The following is a 22,640-nucleotide window of genomic DNA, read 5'->3' on the forward strand; positions in this document are numbered from 1 at the left end:
CGTTGACGATGTGAATGACGGTGGAGCCCGCATCGCGAGCCTGGGCGAGCAAGTCGGCGGCGGCGTCGAGCGCCGGCTCCCAGCCCTCGAGCTCCATGACGCCCTCGGTGTACGTGTTCTGGTAGTCGACCATGATCAGGGTCGCGTCCTTCAGCGAGGCCGGGGTCTCGTCGAAGCCGTTCAGCTGTCGCAGTGTGGTGCGTGCCATGGGAACGTTCTCGTCTCTCATCGTGCGGCGTGGCCGCAGGGGCTTCCGGGGACGACTCGACGCTACGATCGAGGCCCGGATGTCGGCAATGACATGTGACCCGCAGAAACCGACATCACGATGGATGACGAGAGCGGAGGCGGAGCGTGAGCACGATCGAGCGACTGGTCGTGGTGGTCGTCTTCGACCAGGTCGACCTCCTGGACGTGACCGGGCCACCCGAGGTCTTCTCGTTGCTCCAGCGGGAGATGGACGAGCCCACGGGCTACAGAGTCGTGCTCACGGCGCAGACCATGGACCCGGTGACGACCTCCGCAGGAGTGCGCCTCCTCCCGGACGCAACCTTTGACGACCTCAGAGGCAGATCGATCGACACGCTGGTCGTGCCCGGCGCGGTCTCGGTCGATGAGGACCGCCGCGTCACGGCCCTGGTCGATCCCGAGATCGCTGCGCGCGTGGCCGAGCTGGTCGAGCGCACGAGGAGGGTGACCTCGGTCTGCGTGGGCGCGCACATCCTCGCCGCGACGGGCGTCCTCGCTGGCAAGCGGGTCACCACCCACTGGTCGACGGCGCACCAGCTCGCATCGGAGCACCCGGAGGTCGACGTGGACGCGGACCCGATCTTCATCCGCGATGGCCAGGTGTGGACCGGGGCGGGCATCAGCTCCTGCCTGGACCTCGCCCTCGCACTGGTCGCGGACGACTTCGGCGAGGTCCTGGCCCAGAAGGTCGCTCGCCAGCTCGTCGTCTACCTCAAGCGGCCCAGCGGGCAGAGCCAGTTCAGCGTCCCGCTCGAACCGATCTCGACCACGCGCCGGGTCGACGAGCTGCGCCACTTCATCTCCGGGCACCTGGCCGACACGCTGACGGTGCCCGAGCTCGCAGAGAGCCTGCACATCAGCGATCGCCAGCTCACGCGGATCTTCAAGAAGGAGCTCGGCATGACGCCTGCGGCCTACGTGGAGGCGGCGCGTCTGGAGGCGGCCCGCAATCTGCTGGAGACGACGGCGGACACGATCGCCCGTGTCGCGAAGCAGACCGGCTTCGGCACCGTCGACACTCTGGGCCGCGCGTTCCGTCGGACGCTGGGCGTGACGCCGAGCGAATATCGCGAGCGGTTCCGGGTCGAACCTGCCGTGGACCGGAACCGCGCGATGACCGGCGCCGTTCGAGACCGTCGGGGATGCCCGCCGTGACGGAGTCCGCCTGCCACTCCTGACCGCGGACACCGGGCGGCCATCTTCGTCCAGCAGGATGTCGGGATGACCGCACCCGCTCCGCTTGCCCGACGGCTCGGTCTCGGTGATGCGATCGCGATCGGTGTCGGCTCGATGATGGGTGCCGGCGTGTTCTCGGTGTTCGCGCCCGCAGCACAGGCGGCCGGTGGGGGTCTGCTGATCGGCTTGGTGATCGCCGGGGTCGTGGCGTTCGGGAACGCGACCTCCACTGCGCAACTCGCTGCGGCGTACCCCACGGCCGGTGGTGCCTACCTCTACGGCCGCGAGCAGATCGGGCCGACTGCCGGATTCCTCGCAGGGTGGTCGTTCGTGATCGGCAAGACCGCCAGCTGCGCCGCGATGGCGATGGTCCTCGCCGCCTATGTGGCGCCCGACGGGTGGGAGAAGGCGATCGGCATCGCAGCGGTGGTGGCCGTCACGACGGTGAACTGCCTCGGTGTGCACCGCACGGCCGCCGTCACGAAGGTCCTGGTGGTCGGAGTGCTTGCCGTCCTCGGGCTGGTGATCGTCGCTGCGTCGACAGCGCGGTCTGACGGAGCCGGACCGTCGCTCGACCTCGCGGTCGACGGCGGTGTGTACGGAGTCCTCCAGTCGGCCGGGCTGCTCTTCTTCGCCTTCGCCGGGTACGCCCGCATCGCGACCCTTGGTGAGGAGGTGCGCGACCCCGCACGCGTCATCCCCCGAGCCGTGGTCGCCTCGCTCACGATCGCACTCCTGGTCTACGCGGCCGTCGCCTGGAGCGTGCTCGCGGTGCTCGGGCCTGATCGGCTGGCCGCCTCCTCCGAGCCGCTGGTCGAAGCGGCTCGCGCCGGCGGGTGGGACTGGACCGAGCCCTGGATCCGCGTGGCAGCCGCGGCTGCGACGCTCGGGGCGCTGCTCGCTTTGGTGGCCGGCATCGGCCGCACGACGTTGGCCATGGCGCGGCACGGAGACCTTCCCTCCACGTTGGCGGTCGTGCACCCGCGCTTCGCGGTTCCGCACCGCGCGGAGATCCTCGTCGCCGTGGTCATCTGCGCCGTCGTCGCGGTGGTCGACCTGCGTGGGGCGATCGGGTTCTCGTCGTTCGGGGTGCTGCTCTACTACCTGGTCGCCAACGTGTCGGCCTACCGCCAGACTCCCGACCATCGTCGCTATCCGCGGGTGCTGCAGGTCGTCGGCGGCGTGGGGTGCGTCGTGCTGGCCGCGACGCTTCCGTGGCAGTCCGTCGCGGCGGGTGTCGCGGTGCTGGTGCTTGGCCTGGTTGGACGAGCCCTGGCGCACCGAGGCTGATCCCCGCCGCGCCTTACGTCACGGGTGCGAGGCGAGGGACGAGACCGGAGAGTCGATCGACGATGCGGGCGTACGCGGACTCGAAGGCCGCGTCCGTGCCCACCGAGACGGGGTCGGGTAGCGACCAGTGGAGCTGCACGTCGCCGCCGAGCTCTTCGTACGCCTGGTCGCAAACGGCGACGATGAAGTCGTCGTCGCGGCGGATCGTGGCGATCGCCTGGGGTTCGTCGTCGAGGGTGAGTCCGTGCCGACGGGCGACGGCGACCGCGCCGGGAGCGACGACGGCCGCGGGCGCGGTGCCGGCGGAGGCGACCTCCACCCGAGCGCTGCTGCGGGCATGAGCCGCCGCGAGCTGCGAGCGCGCCGAGTTGGCCGAGCAGACGAACACCACGCGCGGGGTCACGATGTCGGCGTGCGCGCCCTCGGCGGCGCGACGATCGACCAGAGTCAGGTAGGTGCGTCGTCGATCGCCGTCGGAGCGTCGTCGATCAACGATCCCGACCTCCTGAAGCACCTTGAGGTGGTGGGCCACCAGGTTCGACGGCAGGCCGAGCGATGCCTGCAGCTCGCTCGGCGAGAGGTCGGTGAGGGTGAGTCGGTCGACGATCTGAAGACGGGCGACGTCGGCGAGCGCCGCGTGCCAGGCAGCGCGTCCCGCCGTGGAGTTTCGCTCAACATTCATTGAGTCGAGTTTGACTGAGTGAAAAGTCCTCGTCAAGATGAGCGCGTGGACTACACCGAGACCTCCGACGATCCCGCGGTCGTCGGGCTGGCGCGCCGGATCTTCGCCGAGCTTCTCGGAACCGGATTGCTGGTCGCGATCGTCGTCGGCTCGGGCATCGCCGCTCAACGGCTCTCGCCCGACGACGTCGGGCTGCAGCTGCTGCAGAACAGCACGGCGACGGTGCTCGGCCTCGGTGTCCTGATCCTCGTGCTCGCTCCGGTCTCGGGCGCGCACTTCAACCCGGTCGTGACGGTCGCCGACTGGTGGCTGGGTCGAGGCGCAGCCGGATTCAGCGCCCGCCACGTCGGGCCCTACGTCGTGGCGCAGGTCGTCGGTGGTTGTCTCGGCGCGGTGCTCGCGAACGCGATGTTCGAGGTCCCTCAGGGCACGGCCACGACCGAGCGAGCCACTGCGGCGCACCTGCTGGCCGAGGTCGTCGCGACGGCCGGGCTCGTGCTGGTGATCTTCGCGCTGGTCCGCTCCGGGAGGTCCGCCCTGGCTGCTCCCGCCGTCGCCGCCTACATCGGCGCCGCCTACTGGTTCACGAGCTCGACGTCGTTCGCCAACCCGGCGGTCACGGTCGGTCGCACCTTCTCCGACACCTTCGCGGGCATCGAACCGACGTCGGTCGGCCCGTTCGTCCTCGCCCAGCTCGTGGGCGGGGTCGTGGGCGTGCTGCTCGTGCTCGCGCTCTACCCCCAGCCCCATCCAGGAGCCTCCCGTGACTGAACGCCCTGTCGTCCTGTTCGTCTGCGTCCACAACGCCGGGCGCTCCCAGATGGCCGCCGGGTTCCTGACCCACCTGGCCGGCGATCGCATCGAGGTCCGCTCGGCCGGCTCGATGCCGGGTGACCAGGTCAACCCCGTCGCGGTCGCCGCGATGGCGGAGGTCGGCATCGACATCGCCGGGGCGCAGCCGAAGAAGCTGACCGACGACGCCGTGATCGCGTCCGACGTCGTCATCACGATGGGCTGCGGCGACGAGTGCCCGTTCTTTCCCGGGAAGCGCTACGAGGACTGGGTCCTCACCGACCCCGCCGGGCAGGGCATCGAGGTCGTCCGTAGGGTCCGCGACGAGATCCGCGCGCGAGTCGAGGAGCTCATCGTGAGCCTCGGGGTCTGAGGTTCGAGAGGCTTCGAGGCTCGCTCGTTCCTCGCTCGCACCTCAGCCGACGGGTGGGGGCCGACCTCGCTCGCACCTCAGCCGACGGGTGGGGAAGTTCTCCCCAGGTGTGCACACAGCTGTGGAGAACTACATCGATGTAACTCGGTTGTCCACAGGCCCGGTGGTGAACGCCGGCCGAACGGCGATGGAACAGCACGACGGCGCCGTTGCTAGGCTCACGGTTTGCCGCGAACGGCCCGTTCGCTCCCGCCCCGCGCGTCGAGAGGACGAGTGATGCGCACCGACATCCAGGCGCTCCGCGCCCTCGCCGTCGGTCTCGTCGTCCTCAACCACCTCTGGCCGGGCCGCCTCGGCGGCGGCTACGTCGGCGTCGACGTCTTCTTCGTGATCTCCGGCTTCCTCATCACGGGCCACCTGATGAAGGAGGTCGAGGGCACCGACCGCCTCGGCTTCCTGCGCTTCTACGCCCGTCGCGCCCGCCGCCTGCTGCCGGCCGCGACCCTCGTGCTCGTGGTCTCGGCGGTCACCGCGTACCTCGTCCTGCCGTTCACGGCCTGGGAGCGCACCGCCTGGGAGACGATCGCCAGCGCGCTGTACGTCGAGAACTGGTACCTCGCGGCCAAGTCGGTCGACTACATGGCGCTCAACGACCAGGCCACGGCGGCGCAGCACTACTGGTCGCTGTCGGTCGAGGAGCAGTTCTACCTCGTGTGGCCCGCGCTGCTGGTCGGCGTCTGGGCCCTCGCGCGGCGGCGGTCGGCGGTCGTCACGGCGATCATCGTGGTCGGCGCGGTCTCGTTCGTGCTCGGCCAGATCGCCGTCAGCTCCGGCTCCCCCTCGGCGTACTTCGTGACGCACGGTCGGGTGTGGGAGTTCGCGGTCGGCGCCCTGGTGGCGCTGCTCGCGACCCGGCACGGGATCCGGGGTCGAGCCGCCGGGGTGCTGGCCGGAGTCGGCTTCGTCGCGGTCGTCGCTGCCGCGTTCCTGTTCGACGACGCCACCGCGTTCCCCGGTGTGAACGCGCTGCTGCCCGTGCTGGGCACGGCGGCGGTCATCTGGGCCGGCACCGGCAGGGCGCACGCGTGGCACGACGCGATCACCGCGAACCCCGTCGTGCAGTGGCTCGGCGACATCTCGTACTCGCTGTACCTCTGGCACTGGCCGCTGATCGTGCTGGTGCCCCCGGCCCTCGGGCGCGGACGTGACCTCGTCACGAGCGTCTCGATCCTCGCCCTGTCCCTGCTGCTCGCCGACCTGACGAAGCGCTTCGTCGAGGACCGGTTCCGCTCGCGCGCGAGCTGGGTGCGGTCGAACGCCCGGTCGCTGACCGCCGCCGGCTCGATGATGCTCGTGACCGCGATCGTCGGCACGGGTCTGGTCGCCGCGTACGGGCACGAGAACGCCAAGTACCAGCCGCCGCAGGAGGCCACCGTGGCCTCGTGCCTCGGTCCGAACGCGCTGGTCGACCCCGAAGCGTGCGGGGACGATCCCTTCGGTCCGGTCAGCGTCCCGACCCCGGGCAGCCTGAGCGACTACACCTTCACGCCCGAGGAGTGCAGCACGCCGACCGAGCTCTTCGCTCAGGACGACTTCCGCCCCACCGTCGAGTGCGACTTCTCCGGTGGCGACGAGGCGGCCCCCCAGGTCTGGCTCGTCGGCGACTCGCACGCCCAGCAGTGGCAGGGCCTCGTGCTCGACCTCGGCCGCGACCGCGGCTGGGACGTCACCCTGAGCTACCTCGGCGCCTGCCCCATCGCCGACGTCCCCTACGTCGGCTTCCGCACCCCCGCGCCCGACTGGGAGGTCACGCGGTGCGAGACGTGGAGCGAGGACGTGCAGCAGGGCGTGGTCGACGCGCAGCCCGACCTCGTGTTCACCTCGACCGCCGCTCGACTGGAGTTCCTCGACGACGGCACGGACCGCCCGCAGGTCGACCAGCTGACCGACTCCTTCGCCCGCATCTGGGGCGTCTGGACGGAGGCCGGCGTGCCGGTCATGGCCATCGCCGATCCGCCCCTCAACGGCGAGGTGCGCGACCCGGGCTGCGTCGACCTGGAGGGTGACGATCCCCGCGTGTGCGCGGTGGACCGCGCCGTCGCGCAGCCGCCGGACCCGGTGGCGCTGGCCGCCCAGCGCGTGCCCGAGGTCGGCCTGCTCGACCTGACGGACTACTTCTGCGATCCCGCCCTCTGCTACGGCGTGGTCGGGGGGCTCGACGTCTACCACGACGGCGACCACCTGAGCCTGGCGTTCGTGCGCCAGTTCCGCGACATCGTCGCCGCGCAGCTGCCCGAGACCGTCTGAGGTCCCGGCGGGGATCAGGCCGGGGTGTCCTGGTGCTCGCGCACCTCGCGCCGCACGACGTCGTAGGCGACGGGCATCTGCACGGCCAGGATCGTGAAGATGCCGATCGCCAGGCCTGACGCGGCACCCGCGGTGCCCCACTGCTGACCGCCCACGACGATCGCGACGCACCCGACGGCGCTGCCGATGATGGTGCTCGCGAGCAGCGAGGTCGTGCGGCGCCGTGCGGCCAGCACGTGGCGCGCCGTCACGGTCTCGAGCGACCAGCCGAGGAAGAACACGCCGAACGCGAAGCCGGTCGCGGTGTCCATCCGCAGGGGCTCGCCCAGCAGCAGGGCCGACATCGCCGGGCCGAGGAGACCGAGCGCGAGAGCGCCGGCCACACCGAGGACCAGGTGGACGCCGAGACTCACCCCGACGCGCTTGCGGAAGACCGCGCCCTTCGCCTCGGCGACCCAGGCGGTCAGGACGCTGCTCGTGACCGCGATGCTCGCGGCGCCCGTGCGGGTGAACCGCTCGGCACCCGAGAACACCGCGATGACCTGCGGCGAGCTGACCGACGCGCCGACCAGCGCGGTGGACCCCATCGAGTAGAGCCCGGCGATGAGCTCGGTCAGCGTCGGCGCCAGGTTGCTGCGCAGCGTGACGGCGCGTGGTCCGAGGGCGGCGCGGTCGAGCCCTCGGGTGAGCGACCGGTGGAGCACGCCCACGGGCAGGATCGTGAACAGGCCGAGCACGATCGCGTACAGGTAGAGGTGGTCGAACGCGACGGCCAGCAGGACGCCCACGACGTTGCCGGCGGTGCGCGGGATCGCGTCGTAGAGGATGACGATCGACGGCTGCCCCTGGCCGATGCCGTACCAGGCGGGCGAGAAGCCCGCGAGCAGCAGCGCCACCGCCATCGTCGGCGCGAGCGCGTCACGGGACGGGTCGACGAGGTAGGCGATCCCCGCCGTCGGCACCAGCAGCACCGCGAACGCGAGGCTGCGCATGCGGACGGAGTCGAGCCACAGGCCGGGGCGCTCGTGCTCGGGCACCCGGGCGACGTCGGCCGGACCCGTGACGGTCCACCCGTACGACAGCGCGAGGCTCGCGACCATGCCGACGGACTGCCCGAGCGCGATCGACGCGAACTCGTCGATCGTCGCGGCCCGCGCCAGCAGCGGCAGGACCAGGAGCGGCGTGAGCAGCGAGACGATCGGCACCGCGACGAAGCCGAAGCCCCGCCGCGTCAACGTCCTCACGCTGGAGACCTCGTCCGTCACTCCGCCACCCTAGTTGATCCGGTGTGGGCCACCGGCCTGCGCGCGGCTGGTCCCCCGCGGCGCACGGCAGACACGGCGAACCCGTTGCCATCGCACCGAAAAACGCCTGCCCCGCGCCTGCTACGGTCGTCGGAGCGCTCGCGTGGCCCCCGGGCTCGCAGCCGCGTCCCGCAGCCCTACTGGAGGAGTCCCTCGCCGTGAACGTGTCCGTCTCGCCCTCGGCATCCGCGTACTGGCGCTCTCGAGCCACGATCGACGGCGCGTTCTGGGACGTCGACTTCCGGCTCTTCGACGAGCTCCTGACCGCGCAGGACGCCCTCGGCGTGAAGGGCGACCTGCTCGAGATCGGGGCGCTGTACGGCAAGAGCACGATCGTGCTCGGCGTCCACGCCGAGTCCGACGAGACCGTGCACGTCTGCGACGTGTTCGAGTCCGAGGCGTCGACCGACGCCAACCAGGCCGAGAACGAGTCCTCCTACCCCGGCCTCGCCCGCGACACGTTCGAGGCCAACTACCGGAAGTACGTCGACCGCGACCCCCGGATCATCCAGGAGTGGTCGACGGCTATCGCGAGCCACATCGAGCCCGGCACGCTGCGCTTCGCGCACGTCGACGGCGGCCACCTGTTCGAGACGGTCGTCGACGACCTGCGCAACGTCAAGCCGTTGATGGGCGAGCGCGGCGTCATCGTGCTGGACGACTTCCGCGCTCTGCACACCCCGGGCGTCGCCGCAGCAGCCTGGGCCGAGGTCGTCAGCGGTGGGCTCGTGCCCTTCGCGATCTCGGAGCAGAAGATGTACGCGACGTGGGGCCCGGCCGGCGACTACGCCCGCCACCTCGACACCTGGCTCGCGCGCAGCCCCGACGTCGTCAGCTACGGCTACCAGGACGTCGCCGGCCACACGCTGCTCGTGATCGAGAACCCGACCCAGCCGACGACCTTCCGCGCCCGCGTGGGCCGCTGGGTGCCGCCGGCCATCGTGCCGCTGCTGCTCGGCAAGCGCCCGGGCCCGCACCTGGGCACGCGCGAGCGCCAGCGCGAGATCGGCGCCTGACACCGAGCTGACCGAGGGCCCGACACCGTCACGGTGTCGGGCCCTCGCTCACTCGGCGCTGAGGTACGCGACGAGCGCCGCGTCGGCGTCGCGAGCGGTGAAGCCCGTCGCCGTGATCTTCGCGAGGTCGAGCGCGCTGTGCGTCGGCCGCGGCGAGATCGGGCCCTCGGCGGAGGCGTAGTAGTCGGCCGTGCTGACCGGGGTGACGCGGGCCGGGTCGTGGCCCGTCAGCTCGTAGACCCGCTTCGCGATCGTGGCCCAGGAGCTCACGTCGCCGGTGTTCGACAGGTTGTACGTGCCGTGGTCCGGACGCTCGGTGAGCAGGTGCCGGATGCCGGCGGCCAGGTCGTCGGTGAACGTCAGGCGGCCGTGCTGGTCGTCGACGACCGTGGGGTCGATGCCGCGCTCGGCGAGCGACGCCATCGTGCGCACGAAGTTGTTGCCCTCGCCGATGACCCAGCTGGTGCGCACGACGTAGTGCCGCGGCGCCGTGGACGCGACGACGTCGCCGGCCGCCTTGGTCTGGCCGTACACGCCGAGCGGGGCCAGGGCCTCGTCCTCGGTGTGCAGCTCCTGGGTCCCGTCGAAGACGTAGTCGCTCGAGACGTGCACCAGGGTCAGCTGGTTCTCGGTGGCCACGCGGGCCAGGTTCGCGACGGCCTCGACGTTGACCTTCCAGGCGGCCGCGCGGCCCTCGGGCGTCTCGGCCTTGTCGACCGCGGTGTAGGCGGCGGCGTTGATGATCGTGTCGTAGCGCTTCCACGCGCGCGCCGTGCTGAGGTCGGCCGTGAGGTCGAGCTCGGCGACGTCGGTGAACTCGACGTGGTCCTGGCCCTCGAAGGCTCGGCGCAGCGCCTGGCCCAGCTGGCCGTCGGCGCCGGTCACGAGGGTCTTGCGCGGACCGAACGGCACGACGTCGGCCAGGCGCGGGTGGTTCCGGTCCTTGTCGGACAGCTCGCAGTCGGCCAGCGGGATGGGCCAGTCGATCGCGACGGTCTCGTCGGCGAGGTTCAGGAACGTGTACGACGCGTCGGGCGACCAGTGGTCGTTGACCAGGTACGTGTACGCCGTGTCGGGCTCGAGCGACTGGTACGAGTTGCCGATGCCGCGGGGCACGTAGATCGCGACGTCGCCGGTGATCTCGGTCGTGAAGACCGTGCCGAACGAGTCGCCGGCCCGCAGGTCGACCCACGCGCCGAAGACGCGGCCGGTCGCGACCGAGATGAACTTGTCCCACGGCTCGGCGTGGATGCCGCGCGTCGTGCCGACCGCGTCGTTGAACGAGATGTTGTTCTGCACCGGGCCGAGGTCCGGGACGCCGAGCTCACGGAGCTTCTCGCGCTGCCAGTTCTCCTTGAACCACCCGCGGTCGTCACCGTGGACCGGCAGGTCGATCACGAGCAGCCCGGGGATGGGGGTCTCGTGGACCGCCAGGTCGCGGCCGTACGTCGTCACTACTGTCCCTTCGATGCGTAGAAGGCCTCGGTGGCGTCCTTCGCGGGCGCCCACCAGGCCTCGTGCTCGCGGTACCAGTCGACCGTCGCGGCCAGACCGGCCTCGAAGTCCTGGTACTGCGGCTGCCAGCCCAGCTCGGTGCGCAGGCGGGTCGAGTCGATCGCGTAGCGCAGGTCGTGGCCCGCGCGGTCGGTCACGTGGTCGTAGGCGTCGGCGGGCTGACCCATGATCGTCAGGATCTGCTCGACGACGTCCTTGTTGTTCTTCTCGCCGTCGGCGCCGATCAGGTAGGTCTCGCCGATCTGGCCGCGGTCGAGGATCGTCAGCACGGCCGACGAGTGGTCGTCGGCGTGGATCCAGTCGCGCACGTTCTCGCCGGCACCGTAGAGCTTGGGCCGGATGCCGCGGATCACGTTGGTGATCTGGCGCGGGATGAACTTCTCGACGTGCTGGAACGGGCCGTAGTTGTTCGAGCAGTTGCTGATCGTCGCCTGCACGCCGAACGAGCGCACCCAGGCGCGCACCAGCAGGTCGCTGCCGGCCTTGGTCGAGGAGTACGGCGACGACGGGTTGTACGGGGTGGACTCGCTGAACCGCTCGGGGTCGTCGAGCTCGAGGTCGCCGTAGACCTCGTCGGTGGAGATGTGGTGGAAGCGGGTCTCGTGCTTCCGCGCGGCCTCGAGCAGCGTGTACGTGCCGATGATGTTGGTGTCGAGGAACGGGCGCGGGTTGTCCAGCGAGTTGTCGTTGTGCGACTCCGCGGCGTAGTGCACGACCGCGTCGGCGTCGGCGACGAGCCGGTCGACGAGCTCGGCGTCGGTGATGTCGCCGTGCACGAACGTGAAGCGGTCCTCGGGCAGGCCGTCGAGCGACGCGCGGTTGCCCGCGTACGTCAGGGCGTCGAGCACCGTGACGCGGTGGTCGGTGTGGTCCAGGACGTGGTGCACGAAGTTGGAGCCGATGAAGCCGGCACCCCCCGTGACGAGAAGGTGGGCCATCGGTTACTTCCCTCGTTCGAGAATGGTCAGCAGGTACGAGCCGTAGCCGGACTTCACGAGCTTCTCGGCGCGCACGCGGAGCTCGTCGTCGGTCAGGAACCCACGGCGCCAGGCCACTTCCTCGGGCACGCCGATGCGCAGGCCGGTGCGGCGCTCGATCGTGCGCACGTAGTCGGCGGCGTCGGTCATCTGGTCGAACGTGCCGGTGTCGAGCCAGGCCGTGCCGCGCGGCAGCACCTCGACCTGCAGCTTGCCGCGCTCCAGGTAGACCTTGTTGATGTCGGTGATCTCGTACTCGCCACGGGCCGACGGCTGCAGGTCGCGGGCGATCTGCACGACGTCGTTGTCGTAGAAGTACAGGCCGGGGACGGCGTAGCTGCTCTTGGGCTCGGCGGGCTTCTCCTCGAGCGAGACCGCCGTGCCGTCGGCGTCGAACTCGACGACGCCGTAGGCGCTGGGCTCGCTGACCCAGTACGCGAACACGGCTCCGCCGTCGATGTCGGCGTAGCGCTGCAGCTGGCTGCCGAGGCCGGGGCCGTAGAGCAGGTTGTCGCCCAGCGCCAGGGCCACGGTGTCGTCGCCGATGAAGTCGGCGCCGATCGTGAACGCCTGCGCGAGGCCGTCCGGGGACGGCTGCTCGGCGTAGGTCAGCGAGATGCCGAACTGCGAGCCGTCGCCGAGCAGGCGGTGGAACCCGGGGGCGTCGTGCGGCGTCGTGATGACGAGGATCTCGTCGATCCCGGCGAGCATCAGCGTCGACAGCGGGTAGTACACCATGGGCTTGTCGTACACGGGGACCAGCTGCTTGGACACGCCCAGCGTGATCGGGTGCAGCCGCGTGCCGGAGCCTCCGGCGAGAATAATGCCCTTCACGGCCCCTTATCCTGCCATGTGGATCGACGGCCGCCGGCCATCGGCGTAGCACGACGCCTGAGACGAGGAGTTCGCCATGACCTGGGTTGATCTGGGAGTCGCTGTCGGCGTCGCCGCCGCGCTCCTCGTGCTGCCCGGTCTGCCGGCGGCTGCGGCGGCCGGTCTGCGCGGTGCGTGGCTGCTCGGCGCGGCCGTTCCGCTGTCCGCCTCGGTGCTCACGGTGGCTGCGGTCGCGGCGCCGCGACTCGGGCTCGACTGGTCGCTGGCACCCGTCGCCGCGGTGGCGCTGGGCCTCGCGGTCGCGGCCGGCGCGTGCCGTCTGGCGCTGCGCCGCTGGTGGGACCTCGGCCCGCTGCGCGCGGGCGTCGAGTGGATCACGGTGGGCGCCGCCGCGCTGGCCGGCGGGGTCCTGTTCGTGCGGCTCGCGAGCGCACTGGGCTCGCCCACCAACGTGTCGCAGACCTACGACGGCATCTTCCACCTCAACGCGGTGCGCTGGGTGCTCGACATGGGCGACGCGTCGCCCGCGACGGTCGCCTCGATGAACTCCGACACGTCGACCTTCTACCCCGCGGGCTTCCACGGCCTGGCCGCGCTGACGACCCGACTCACGGGCGTCGAGGTCCCAGTCGGCGTCAACGCCACGTGGCTTGCCCTCGCCGTCGTCGCCTGGCCGATCGGCATCCTGCTGCTGACCCGCGCGCTGGCCGGCTCCTCGCGCGCGGTGCTCCTCGGCGCCGGAGCGGTCGCCGCGGCCCTCCCGGCGTTCCCCGCACTGCTGGCCGACTACGGCGTGCTCTACCCGCTGCTCGCGGCCTACGCGGTCCTGCCGGGCGCGCTCGCGCTCGCCGTCCGGGCCCTCGCGGTCGGAGCGGACTCCGAGCCCGACAGCGGGCTCCAGCTCTCCTGGCTCCTCCTGGCCGCCGCGACGGTCCCCGGTGTCGCGCTGATGCATCCGTCCGCCCTCGCGGCGTGGATGGCGATCGTGACCCCGTGGGTCCTGGTCGCCGGCGCCGGCTACGTGCGCCGCGCCCAGCTCGTCGGCCGGATCTTCTGGGTCGCGGCCTCGCTCGCGTGGGTCCTCGGCGTCGGGATCGCGTTCCAGGTGCTCCGCCCGCCGGCCGGCGCACGGTTCTGGCCGCCGCTGGGCACGATGGCGCAGTCGCTCGGCGAGGTCCTGACCCTCGCGGTCGAGCTGGGGTCGATCGCCCTGGTCGCGACGGTGCTGGTCTGGCTCGGCGGCTTCGTCGTCGCCCGGGGGCCCGGCTTCACGATCGAGCGTCGCCTCGCGCTGCTGGGCCCGGTCGCGGTGTTCACGGTCCTGTACCTCGTGGTCGCGGGCGTCGGCAACATGTGGGTCCGCGACACCGTCACGGGGTCGTTCTACAACAACTCCCCCCGCGTGGCCGCGCTGCTGCCGATCGTCGTCGTACCGCTGGCGGCGCTGGGCATCGCGCGGCTCTGGCAGCTCGTCGGCACGCTCGGACCGCTGCGCTCGTACGTCGGCGCCCCGGGACGTCGCGGCGTGGTGACCGCGCTGGTCGCGCTCGCGCTGCTCACGGTCGTGCTGCAGGGTCGGGCGCTCGACAAGGGACTCGAGGGGGTCGAGGCGGCCTACCGGGTCACCGACACCGCCCGCCTGCTGTCGACCGACGAGGAGACCCTGCTGAACCGGCTCGACGAGGACGTCCCCGAGGACGCCGTCATCGTCGGCAGCCCGTGGACCGGCACGTCGCTCGCCTACGCCCTGGCCGACCGGGAGGTGCTCTACACGCACATCCTGATGGACGTCACGCCCGACATGCAGCTGCTGACCGACGAGCTCCGCGACGCCCAGGCCGGCGACGAGATCTGTGCCGCGGCGGCGCGGCTCAACGTCGAGTACCTGCTCGACTTCGGCCGGCGCGAGGTGCAGGACATCGGCCCGCACCCGTACCCCGGATTCGAGTACCCGGCGTCGTCCGGAGCCTTCGAGCTGGTCGACCGCGAGGGCATCGCGCGGCTGTACCGGCTCACCGCCTGTGACTGACGCCGCGAAAGGACCCGGACGAAAGACTCGTCACACACGTCACTTCTGTCACATACTGTCGGCATGATCTTCCCCACCTCCCGGGGCACCCGTGTGCCGCGGAGCGCCATGGTGCTCCTCGTGCTCGCCTGGGTCTCCGGCCTGCTCGTGGCGACCGCGCCCCCCTCGGCGGCAGCGGACCTGCGGCAGTTCCAGCCCGGCAACATCATCGCCGACGGTGTCTTCTTCAACCCGTACACGATGACCGAGGCCGAGATCCAGACGTTCCTCAACGTCCGAGGCGGCCCGTGCACCGCGGGGTTCACGTGCCTGAAGTCCTACTCCGACACGATGCCGGCCAAGCCGGCCGACGCGTTCTGCGGCGGCTATCCCGCCAGCGGTGCGGAGCCGGCCTCGCGCATCCTGTTCCGCGTCGCGAACTCGTGCGGCATCAACCCGCAGGTCCTGCTCGTCATGCTCCAGAAGGAGCAGGGACTCGTCACCGGCCGCAGCCCCTCGGCCACGGCCTACCGCTCGGCGATGGGCTTCGGCTGCCCCGACACCGCCGCGTGCGACACCGCCTACTACGGCTTCGCGAACCAGGTCTACAACGCGGCCCGCCAGTTCCAGCGCTACGCCAACAGTGGCCAGTACACCTGGGTCAAGGTCGGCGCGACCAACCAGATCCGCTACCACCCGAACGCCGCATGCGGCACCGGCCCGGTCTACATCGCGAACAAGGCGACGGCCGGCCTGTACTACTACACGCCGTACCAGCCGAACCAGGCGTCGCTGAACGCCGGCTACGGCACGGGCGACGGCTGCTCGTCGTACGGCAACCGGAACTTCTACCAGTTCTTCACCGACTGGTTCGGCAGCACGCAGAACCCCGCGTCCCTCGTGCAGGTCCCCGGTCGTCCGGAGGTCTGGCTGGCGGTCGGCACGGTCAAGCACCACGTCCCCGACGAGGGCGAGCTCAAGGTCTTCGCCGCGAAGCTCGGCTGGGTCCGCCCGGCGCCGGCGTCGTACGTCGACTCCCTCGTCCTCGGCTCGCCGGCGCGCCGCTACGTGCACGACCCGCGCACCGGCACGCTCTACCTGCTGCAGGCCGACGGCACGAAGCACCGCTTCCCCGACACCGCGACGATCGCGTCGTACGGCTACGAGTTCGGCTCCTACACGAACATCGACGCCGCCCAGTCCGACGCGTTCACGACGGGCCCCGACGTCGGTGGCTTCTACCGGGTCGAGAGCGGTCCCGAGGTGTACCTCCTCGCGGACGGCCGTCGTCGGTACGTCACGACGCCGGGCGCGTACAACGACGCCGCGGCGGGTCGCAACAGCTACATCTCGAGCATGTCGGCCGCAGGCGCCGCGAAGATCCCGGCGGGCCCCGCGCTGCTGCCGCGACACTCGCTCGTGCGCGAGACCTCCGGTGCCAGCGTCTACCTGACCCTCGCCGACGGGAGCCTGCTCCACATCCCGTCGTTCGGCCTGGCGGCCGACGCGGGACGCCGTGAGTACGTCGTCGTCGCCAACGGCACGCTGGCCAACAGCACGGTCCGCACCGGATCGCTGTCGCCCTTCATCCGCTGCGGCTCGGCGGTCTACCTCGTCGCGGGCGGCACGCTCCGCCCCGTGACCGGCTCGGCCACGGGTGGTCTGACCCCGCTCGACCTGCCGGAGGCGGCCTGCGCCGACATGCCGAAGTCGGCGTCGTCGGTCTCCGCGCCGTTCCTGGTGCAGGTGCCGGGCCGGGCCGAGGCGTACGTCCTCGAGGCCGGCCAGCTGCACCACGTCCGGTCGTACGACCGCCTGATGCAGATCACGGGTGGCGCCGCGCCGCGCTTCGTCTCGTGGTCCGCCGACACCGCGAACGGCGTCGGCGTGGGCGCCCCGGAGCTCGCGGCCGGGACCTACGTCCAGTTCGTCGGCGAGGGCGAGGTGTACCGCGGTGACGGCCGCGGAATCCGCCACGTGACGTCGTACGACGCGCTCGTGCGATCCAACGGCGGACGCGTGCCGCCCATCGAGAAGCTGCCGGTCGCGCAGAAGGCGTACTACACGGTCGGGACCCCGATCTCCTGACGCGTCGGCGGTGCCCCAGGGCACCGCCGGGCGTTGGTACAGTCGCTGCATCATGGTCGATTCACGACGCGTGCTGGTGATCGTGCCGGCCTGGAACGAGGAGAAGAACGTCGCCGCGACGGTGGGCGAGATCCTCGCGACCGTCGACTACGACGTCGTCGTCGTCGACGACGGCTCCACCGACGAGACCGCGAACCGCGCTCGCGAGGCCGGTGCCGTGGTGCTCGACCTCCCGTTCAACCTCGGGGTGGGCGGCGCGATGCGAGCCGGCTTCGTCTACGCCCGCCGCCACGGCTACGACGTCGCGATCCAGGTCGACGCGGACGGCCAGCACAACCCCGCCGACATCGACCGGGTCCTGGCCGGCCTGGAGCACGCCGACATCTCGATCGGCGCCCGGTTCGCCGACACTGGCGACTACCACGTGCGCGGCCCCCGCTGGTGGGCCATGCGCTTCCTGTCGGGCGTCCTGAGCCGACTCACCAAGACGCGGCTCACCGACGTCACGTCCGGCTTCCGCGCCGCGAACTCGCGCGCGATCAACCAGTACGTGCACTACTACCCGGCCGAGTACCTGGGCGACACGATCGACTCGCTGGTCGCCGCGATCCACGCCGGCCTGCGGGTCACGCAGGTGCCGGTCGCGATGCGTCAGCGGGTCCACGGCGTGCCGAGCCAGAACCCGGTCGGCGCCACGATCTACCTCGGCCGCTCGGTCTTCGCCCTCGGTCTGGCGCTCGTGCGACGTCCCCGGGTCCAGCAGCTGGAGCGTGTCGCATGATGACCGTCGCCTCGGTCGGGCTCGGCCTGGCCCTGATCGGCAGCGTCCTGGTGCTGCTCCTGCGTCGCCAGCTGCGCGAGAAGTACGCCGTGCTGTGGATCGTGATCGGCCTGGCCGTCGTGGTCGTCGGCGCGGTGCCCGGTCTGCTGGTCGGCCTGACCGACGCCGTCGGCGTCCAGGTGCCGTCCAACCTGCTGTTCGCGATGTCGATCGTGCTGCTGCTCGGCGTGGCCCTGCACCTGTCCTGGGAGCTCACGCGGTCCGAGGAGCAGATCCGCCGGCTCGCGGAGGAGACCGCGATCAACCGTGCCGAGATCGAGGCGCTCCGCGCCCGGTGGGAGTCGGCCGCCCCGCCTTCCACCACCGACCCGACCGCATGACGGCTCCGTCGGGGCTGGTCGTCGACGCGGTCATCTCGGCGTTCGAGCCGGGCGACGACCTCGCCGGGCGGATCGACTCACTGCTGCCCCAGGTGCGCCGGGTCGTCGTGGTCGACGACGGCTCCCCGGGCCCGTGGCCCACCAACCTGCCCGAGGCGGTCGTGGTGATCCGCCTCGCGGAGAACAGCGGCATCGCGGTCGCGCTCAACCGCGGTGTGGCGGCGTGCCTGGAGGACGGTGCCGAGGCGGTGCTGACCCTCGACCAGGACTCCGACCTGCCCGCGGGTGGCGTCGCCCAGCTCGTCGCGACGCTGGCCGAGGCCGGCGAGGGCACGGCCTTCTCGGCTCCGGAGTTCTTCGCGGGGGTCAGCCAGGTCCACCGCACCGACGGGCGCGGTCGCCGGATCACCCGCCACACGATCCAGTCCGGGATGCTCGTGCCGGCTGCGACGTGGGAGCGGGTCGGCCTGCTGCGCGAGGACCTGTTCATCGACCTGGTCGACACCGAGTTCGAGATGCGCTGCGCCTCGGCCGGCCTCCACGGCGTCGCCGCCGCCGGCCTCCGCCTCGGTCACCGCCTCGGCACCCAGCAGCGTCGGCACGGCTGGCTCGGTCGGCTCGGCATCGTGGGCATCTCGCACCTCACGCTCAGCACGCCGTTCCGGTACTACTACCGGGTCCGTAACCGCGTCGTCGTGAACCGCGAGCGGATGTCGGGCACGTTCGCCTGGCGGCTGCGCGACACCCTGATCGAGGCGATCCACTTCGTGAACGTGCTCTCGATCGCGCGGCCCCGACGCGCGATGTGGCGGATCATGACCGCTGCGGTCAGCGACGGGCGAGCCGGCCGCACGGGCCGCATGCCGGCCCAGCTGGCCCCGGTCGCCCGCGAGGTGCGCTGGGCGGCTGACGTCATCGCGTCGCCCGACGACGAGGACCAGGCGTGAGCCGCTCGTCGGTCAGCGTCGCGATGGCGACCTACAACGGCGCGCGGCACGTGCGCGAGCAGCTGGACTCGATCCTGGCCCAGCTCGCACCCGGCGACGAGGTCGTCGTGGTCGACGACGCGAGCTCGGACGACACGGTCGCGGTAGTGAACGCGATCGGTGATCCCCGCGTCCGAGTTCACCCCCGCGACCACAACCTCGGCTACGTCCGCACGTTCGAGGAGGCTGTCGGCCTGACCACGGGCGACGTCGTGATGCTGTCGGACCAGGACGACCTCTGGGTCGAGGGACGGGTCGACGCCCTGCTCGCGGCCCTCGACCGGACCGACGTGGTGGCCTCGGGCGTCGTCCTGCTGCCCGACGACGCGCCCCTGCCGTCGCCGTTCCGACGTCGCCCGTGGCGCCTGGACCCGGCCACCTCGACGCACCGTCGTCGCAACGGCGCGCGGATGCTGGCCGGTCTGATGCCGTACTACGGCTGCGCGATGGCCGTGCGTCGCTCCGCGCTGCCGATCGTCCTGCCGCTGCCGCCGTGGCTGACCGAGTCGCACGACCTCTGGATCGCGACTGTCGGCAACGTCACGGGCCAGATGACCCACGTCGCCGCCCCCACCGTGCGTCGCCGGATCCACGAGGCGAACGCCTCGTCGTCGCGGCCCCGCGGGGTCCGCGCCGCCCTGGTCTCGCGCGTGCTGCAGGTCAGGATGTGGCGGGAGGCCCGACGGCGGGCACGGGTCCTGCGTCGCGCCGCTTGACGCGCCGCATGACCGGCCGCTCGACGAACAGCCAGCTCAGGGTCCCGAGCCCGGCGGTGATGACGGCGCTCAGCACGATCGACGGCCAGAGCTGGCCCGCGGTCGGGCCGAGCAGCTCGACGAGCTGTTGCACGGGCCACGCGTAGATGTAGACGCCGTACGACACGTCGTTGCGCGCCACGATCGCCGGCTGCGGCACGACCGTCGAGAGCCACAGGATGCCGTAGGCCAGCAGTGGCGCGGTCGCCTGCGCCGTGCCGATCGGGCCGAGGGCGATCAGGACCAGGGCCACCGGCAGGCTCAGGACGCCGGGCAGCGTCGCGATCCCGTGACGGTCGATCACGTAGTGCACGATCGCGCCGCCGAGGAAGAACGGCAGCAGGCGGGCCAGGAGCGCCATGTCCTCGTTCGCGCCGTAGCGCTGCAGGGTGTCGATGCCCGCGTAGGCCACGACGCTGATCACGAACGCCACGACCATCGGCACCATCGAGCGGCGCGCGAGCGCGAACGTCGCCAGCAGGCCCACCACGAGGTAGCAGCAGAACTCGTAGTACAGGGTCCAGATCGAGCCGTTCCAGGTCGACGGGTACGGCACGGTCGAGAGCGTCTGGCCGATCGCGTACTGGTCGATGTGGAGGTCGAGGTTGGTCCAGACGTACGACAGCGGGGTGGGACCGGTGCCGAGGTAGCCGTCGAGGGTGCCCTGCTCGTACAGCGCGGCGATCGGACCGAACAGCACCGCCGTGAGCACGATGCAGACCACGAACGCGGGCATGATGCGCGCGAGACGGTGCACGAGGTACTCGCCCAGGCCGTGCGAGAGCCGACTGCGCGTGATGAGGAAGCCGCTGACGACGAAGAAGCCCGCGACGGCCCAGCCGCCGAGGTTCTCCTCCTTCCACCCCGGACCGGTGCCGGCTCCGGTGATGTACCAGGCGTGCGCCACGAGCACCGCCGAGGCGAGCACCAGGCGCGTCAGGTTGAGGCTGTTGGCGCGGTACGGGAAGGGCCGACCGTGCCAGAGACGACTCACTTCAGGAGCTTCCGCGCCGCCATCTCGTCCAGGGAGCGCTGGTACGTGTCGGCCTCGATCGGCTCGGTCAGCACCCACTGGGCGAACTCGCGGACGCCCTCCTCGAAGGTCGTGGCGGGCGTGAACCCGAGGACCTCGGCGAGGCGCGAGACGTCGGCGACGTTGTGGCGGATGTCGCCCAGGCGGTACTGGCCGGTGACCGTGGCGGGCACCTCGCGGCCGAAGGCCGAGAACAGCGTCGCGACGACGTCGTTGACCGTCGTGGCGACGCCGCTGCCGACGTTGAGGATCTCGCCACCGACGCCGGGGGTCGTGGCGGCCAGGAACGTCGCCTCGACGACGTCGTCGATGTAGACGAAGTCGCGGCTCTCGAGGCCGTCCTCGAAGATGTTGATCGGCTGACCCTGGCGGATCAGGGTCGAGAAGATCGACAGGATGCCGGTGTACGGGTTCTTGAGCGACTGCCCCGGGCCGTAGACGTTCTGGTAGCGCAGCGAGACGGCCTCGACGCCGATCGTCGGCGCGACCGTCGTGATGAGCTGCTCCTGCACCTGCTTGGTGATGCCGTAGACCGACGACGGGTGGATCTTGGCGTCCTCGGCGGTCGGCACGAGGGTCAGCTCCTCGCCCGTGCCGGGCGCGGTGACCTCGAAGCGGCCCGCGGAGAGGTCGTCGTCAGAGCGGTGCGGCGGGTGCACCAGGTCGCCGCCCGGCGTGCGGTACGTGCCCTCGCCGTAGATCGAGCGCGACGACGCGACGACGATGCGGCGCACCGAGTGCTCGCCGTTGGCCAGCAGGTCCAGGAGCTTCGCGGTGCCGCCGACGTTCTGCTCGACGTAGCGCTCGATCTCGTACATCGACTGGCCCGTACCGGTCTCGGCCGCCAGATGCACCACGACGTCGACGCCGTCGAGCACGCCCTCGAGGTCCTCCCGGGAGGACACGGTGCCCTGCACGACCCGGGCGTGCTCGCGCGCGAGACGCAGCGAGGGCGAGGTCGTGTCGGGGTCGTCGCCGTGCACCTGCGGGATCAGCGAGTCGAGGATGACGACGTCGTCACCGTTCTCGGCGAACCGTCGGGCGAGCCGGGAGCCGATGAATCCGGCGCCGCCGGTGATGAGGACCTGATGGGGCATCGCTGCACTTCCGTGGAGATCGAGGACGCGAGCCGTCTGGCTCGGCCGCCGAGTCTACCGAGATCGACTCACGGCACGGGGCCGAAGGCGTGGCGCAGCAGCGAGCGGAGGCCGTCACGGTCGCGGAGCCGCACCGCGCTGGGGACCTCCGAGAGGGCGTTGAGACGCGACGTCGAGTGCCAGCGCGCAGCGCGCGACGCCCGGTTCCAGCCGTGGTCGCGCATCGCGTCGCGCATCTCGGCGAACAGCACGCGCTCCTGGGCGAACTTGGTGCCGTCCGGGCCCGTGACGGCCGAGACGCTCCCGGCGTGGCGGCGGTACTCGAAGACGACCTCGTCGTCGAGCACGAGGGTGCCGCCCGCGATGACGATGTCCAGGATCATCGCGAGGTCCTGCACGACGTCGAGGTCGGCGCGGAACTCGCGCTGCTGCAGCTCCGAGACGCGCCAGCACAGCGACGGGAAGTAGGTCCAGTTGGCGCGCAGGAGGCTGCGGGCGAGCACGTCGCCGCCGAGCTCGACCGGACCGTCGGTGTCCGGGCGGTACCAGCCCTTGACGCGGTCGGCGGTCGGCAGGTGCACCTCGCCGCCGTCGGCGATGACCTGCACGCCGGGCTGCAGCAGGGCCGCGCCGGGGTGCTGCTCGACGAGCTCGTGGGCCCGGCGCACGAAGCCGGGCAGCATCCGGTCGTCGCAGCCCATGATGACCGCGAACTCGGTCTGCATCATCGAGACGCACTTGCGGTAGTTGAGGCTGGGCCGCAGGTTGACCTCGTTGCGGTGGTACTCGACCCGCGGGTCGTCGATCGCCTGCGCCCACTCGCCGGGGGCCAGGTCGGGGTACACGTCGTCGACGATCACGAGACGCCAGCGGTCGTCGTCCTGCGCCAGGACGCTGCGGACGGCTTCCTGGAAGTGATCGATGCGGCCGTAGAACGGCATCATGATGTCGATGGTCACGTGTGAGTCCCTCGTGATCGGCGGGCGACCATCGTCGC

21 protein-coding genes are annotated in these 22,640 nt (G+C 71.2%); 12 read left to right on the forward strand and 9 right to left on the reverse strand.

Going from position 1 to position 22,640, the window contains the following annotated elements; translation table 11 throughout:
• A partial coding sequence (locus ABD127_RS00005) for a cysteine hydrolase family protein (protein ID WP_425545778.1) occupies nt 1-208 on the reverse strand: 208 nt, incomplete at its 3' end.
• 146 nt (nt 209-354) lie between these two features.
• On the opposite strand from ABD127_RS00005, the gene ABD127_RS00010 reads away from it, so the two are divergent.
• Both ABD127_RS00010 and ABD127_RS00015 read left to right on the forward strand, forming a co-directional pair.
• A complete protein-coding gene (locus tag ABD127_RS00010; protein WP_344196302.1) occupies nt 355-1,404 on the forward strand; it encodes a GlxA family transcriptional regulator in 1,050 nt (349 codons plus the stop codon).
• 66 nt (nt 1,405-1,470) lie between these two features.
• Complete coding sequence (locus tag ABD127_RS00015; protein WP_344196307.1) at nt 1,471-2,715, forward strand: APC family permease; 1,245 nt, start codon at nt 1,471-1,473, stop codon at nt 2,713-2,715.
• Between the two features lie 13 nt (nt 2,716-2,728).
• Here the strand turns inward: ABD127_RS00015 and ABD127_RS00020 are convergent, their stop codons facing one another.
• A complete protein-coding gene (locus ABD127_RS00020; protein WP_344196311.1) occupies nt 2,729-3,397 on the reverse strand; it encodes an arsenate reductase/protein-tyrosine-phosphatase family protein in 669 nt (222 codons plus the stop codon).
• Nucleotides 3,398-3,442: 45 nt separating this feature from the next.
• On the opposite strand from ABD127_RS00020, the gene ABD127_RS00025 reads away from it, so the two are divergent.
• The 3 genes from ABD127_RS00025 to ABD127_RS00035 all read left to right on the forward strand — a co-directional run bounded on the left by ABD127_RS00025 (nt 3,443) and on the right by ABD127_RS00035 (nt 6,869).
• Nucleotides 3,443-4,168 carry an aquaporin gene (locus ABD127_RS00025; RefSeq protein WP_344196314.1) on the forward strand — a complete coding sequence of 242 codons (726 nt, stop codon included), beginning with the start codon at nt 3,443-3,445 and terminating at the stop codon, nt 4,166-4,168.
• Entirely contained in the window at nt 4,161-4,562 is a 402-nt protein-coding gene (locus ABD127_RS00030; protein WP_344196318.1) for an arsenate reductase ArsC, read from the forward strand. The genes ABD127_RS00025 and ABD127_RS00030 overlap by 8 nt, the downstream gene beginning before the upstream one ends.
• A gap of 276 nt (nt 4,563-4,838) precedes the next feature.
• Nucleotides 4,839-6,869: an acyltransferase family protein gene (locus tag ABD127_RS00035; protein ID WP_344196321.1), complete on the forward strand. Its 2,031-nt coding sequence runs from the start codon at nt 4,839-4,841 to the stop codon at nt 6,867-6,869.
• Between the two features lie 14 nt (nt 6,870-6,883).
• Here ABD127_RS00035 and ABD127_RS00040 read toward each other — a convergent pair whose 3' ends face one another.
• Nucleotides 6,884-8,134, reverse strand: a complete 1,251-nt coding sequence (locus ABD127_RS00040) for a hypothetical protein (RefSeq protein ID WP_344196324.1) — start codon at nt 8,132-8,134, stop codon at nt 6,884-6,886.
• Between the two features lie 197 nt (nt 8,135-8,331).
• Between ABD127_RS00040 and ABD127_RS00045 the strand changes: the two genes are divergently transcribed.
• Nucleotides 8,332-9,189, forward strand: a complete 858-nt coding sequence (locus ABD127_RS00045; RefSeq protein WP_344196327.1) for a class I SAM-dependent methyltransferase — start codon at nt 8,332-8,334, stop codon at nt 9,187-9,189.
• Between the two features lie 48 nt (nt 9,190-9,237).
• Here ABD127_RS00045 and ABD127_RS00050 read toward each other — a convergent pair whose 3' ends face one another.
• Genes ABD127_RS00050 through rfbA form a run of 3 tightly spaced genes read right to left on the reverse strand, consistent with a single transcriptional unit; the run spans nt 9,238 to nt 12,515 of the window.
• Entirely contained in the window at nt 9,238-10,644 is a 1,407-nt protein-coding gene (locus ABD127_RS00050; protein ID WP_344196329.1) for a sugar nucleotide-binding protein, read from the reverse strand.
• On the reverse strand, nt 10,644-11,642 hold the full coding sequence (rfbB, locus tag ABD127_RS00055) for a dTDP-glucose 4,6-dehydratase (RefSeq protein WP_344196332.1): 999 nt from the start codon (nt 11,640-11,642) through the stop codon (nt 10,644-10,646). The genes ABD127_RS00050 and rfbB overlap by 1 nt, the downstream gene beginning before the upstream one ends.
• 3 nt (nt 11,643-11,645) lie before the next feature.
• Complete coding sequence (gene rfbA / locus ABD127_RS00060; protein ID WP_344196335.1) at nt 11,646-12,515, reverse strand: glucose-1-phosphate thymidylyltransferase RfbA; 870 nt, start codon at nt 12,513-12,515, stop codon at nt 11,646-11,648.
• A gap of 76 nt (nt 12,516-12,591) precedes the next feature.
• Here rfbA and ABD127_RS00065 point away from each other — a divergent pair, with 76 nt between their 5' ends.
• The 6 genes from ABD127_RS00065 (at nt 12,592) to ABD127_RS00090 (ending at nt 19,474) form a co-directional block, all read left to right on the forward strand.
• Complete coding sequence (locus ABD127_RS00065) at nt 12,592-14,544, forward strand: DUF6541 family protein (RefSeq protein ID WP_344196338.1); 1,953 nt, start codon at nt 12,592-12,594, stop codon at nt 14,542-14,544.
• A 63-nt stretch (nt 14,545-14,607) separates the two neighbouring features.
• Nucleotides 14,608-16,611 (forward strand): hypothetical protein, encoded by a 2,004-nt coding sequence (locus ABD127_RS00070; RefSeq protein ID WP_344196342.1) that lies wholly within the window; start codon nt 14,608-14,610, stop codon nt 16,609-16,611.
• A 52-nt stretch (nt 16,612-16,663) separates the two neighbouring features.
• Entirely contained in the window at nt 16,664-17,392 is a 729-nt protein-coding gene (locus tag ABD127_RS00075; RefSeq protein ID WP_344196347.1) for a glycosyltransferase family 2 protein, read from the forward strand.
• Complete coding sequence (locus ABD127_RS00080; RefSeq protein WP_344196352.1) at nt 17,389-17,772, forward strand: DUF2304 domain-containing protein; 384 nt, start codon at nt 17,389-17,391, stop codon at nt 17,770-17,772. The genes ABD127_RS00075 and ABD127_RS00080 overlap by 4 nt, the downstream gene beginning before the upstream one ends.
• Nucleotides 17,769-18,719, forward strand: a complete 951-nt coding sequence (locus ABD127_RS00085; protein ID WP_344196355.1) for a glycosyltransferase — start codon at nt 17,769-17,771, stop codon at nt 18,717-18,719. Before ABD127_RS00080 ends, ABD127_RS00085 begins: the two co-directional genes overlap by 4 nt.
• Entirely contained in the window at nt 18,716-19,474 is a 759-nt protein-coding gene (locus ABD127_RS00090) for a glycosyltransferase (protein WP_344196359.1), read from the forward strand. Before ABD127_RS00085 ends, ABD127_RS00090 begins: the two co-directional genes overlap by 4 nt.
• Here ABD127_RS00090 and ABD127_RS00095 read toward each other — a convergent pair.
• The 3 genes from ABD127_RS00095 to ABD127_RS00105 all read right to left on the reverse strand — a co-directional run bounded on the left by ABD127_RS00095 (nt 19,419) and on the right by ABD127_RS00105 (nt 22,602).
• Complete coding sequence (locus ABD127_RS00095) at nt 19,419-20,507, reverse strand: acyltransferase family protein (RefSeq protein ID WP_344196362.1); 1,089 nt, start codon at nt 20,505-20,507, stop codon at nt 19,419-19,421. The genes ABD127_RS00090 and ABD127_RS00095 overlap by 56 nt on opposite strands.
• Complete coding sequence (locus tag ABD127_RS00100) at nt 20,504-21,643, reverse strand: NAD-dependent epimerase/dehydratase family protein (protein WP_344196366.1); 1,140 nt, start codon at nt 21,641-21,643, stop codon at nt 20,504-20,506. The genes ABD127_RS00095 and ABD127_RS00100 overlap by 4 nt, the downstream gene beginning before the upstream one ends.
• A 68-nt stretch (nt 21,644-21,711) precedes the next feature.
• The gene (locus tag ABD127_RS00105) at nt 21,712-22,602 is read right to left on the reverse strand and encodes a glycosyltransferase family 2 protein (protein WP_344196370.1); all 891 of its coding nucleotides are present in this window, start codon (nt 22,600-22,602) and stop codon (nt 21,712-21,714) included.
• Nucleotides 22,603-22,640 lie beyond the last annotated feature (38 nt).

This window comes from Aeromicrobium alkaliterrae (assembly GCF_039529015.1).
Classification (GTDB): domain Bacteria; phylum Actinomycetota; class Actinomycetes; order Propionibacteriales; family Nocardioidaceae; genus Aeromicrobium; species Aeromicrobium alkaliterrae.

Excerpts from the sequence above, each read along its gene's own strand:
- ABD127_RS00015 (WP_344196307.1), top strand. The coding sequence starts at position 1,471 with ATGACCGCACCCGCTCCGCTTGCCCGACGGCTCGGTCTCGGTGATGCG.
- ABD127_RS00020 (WP_344196311.1), bottom strand. The coding sequence starts at position 3,397 with ATGAATGTTGAGCGAAACTCCACGGCGGGACGCGCTGCCTGGCACGCG.
- ABD127_RS00035 (WP_344196321.1), top strand. The coding sequence starts at position 4,839 with ATGCGCACCGACATCCAGGCGCTCCGCGCCCTCGCCGTCGGTCTCGTC.
- rfbB (WP_344196332.1), bottom strand. The coding sequence starts at position 11,642 with ATGGCCCACCTTCTCGTCACGGGGGGTGCCGGCTTCATCGGCTCCAAC.
- ABD127_RS00065 (WP_344196338.1), top strand. The coding sequence starts at position 12,592 with ATGACCTGGGTTGATCTGGGAGTCGCTGTCGGCGTCGCCGCCGCGCTC.
- ABD127_RS00070 (WP_344196342.1), top strand. The coding sequence starts at position 14,608 with ATGATCTTCCCCACCTCCCGGGGCACCCGTGTGCCGCGGAGCGCCATG.
- ABD127_RS00075 (WP_344196347.1), top strand. The coding sequence starts at position 16,664 with ATGGTCGATTCACGACGCGTGCTGGTGATCGTGCCGGCCTGGAACGAG.
- ABD127_RS00080 (WP_344196352.1), top strand. The coding sequence starts at position 17,389 with ATGATGACCGTCGCCTCGGTCGGGCTCGGCCTGGCCCTGATCGGCAGC.
- ABD127_RS00085 (WP_344196355.1), top strand. The coding sequence starts at position 17,769 with ATGACGGCTCCGTCGGGGCTGGTCGTCGACGCGGTCATCTCGGCGTTC.
- ABD127_RS00100 (WP_344196366.1), bottom strand. The coding sequence starts at position 21,643 with ATGCCCCATCAGGTCCTCATCACCGGCGGCGCCGGATTCATCGGCTCC.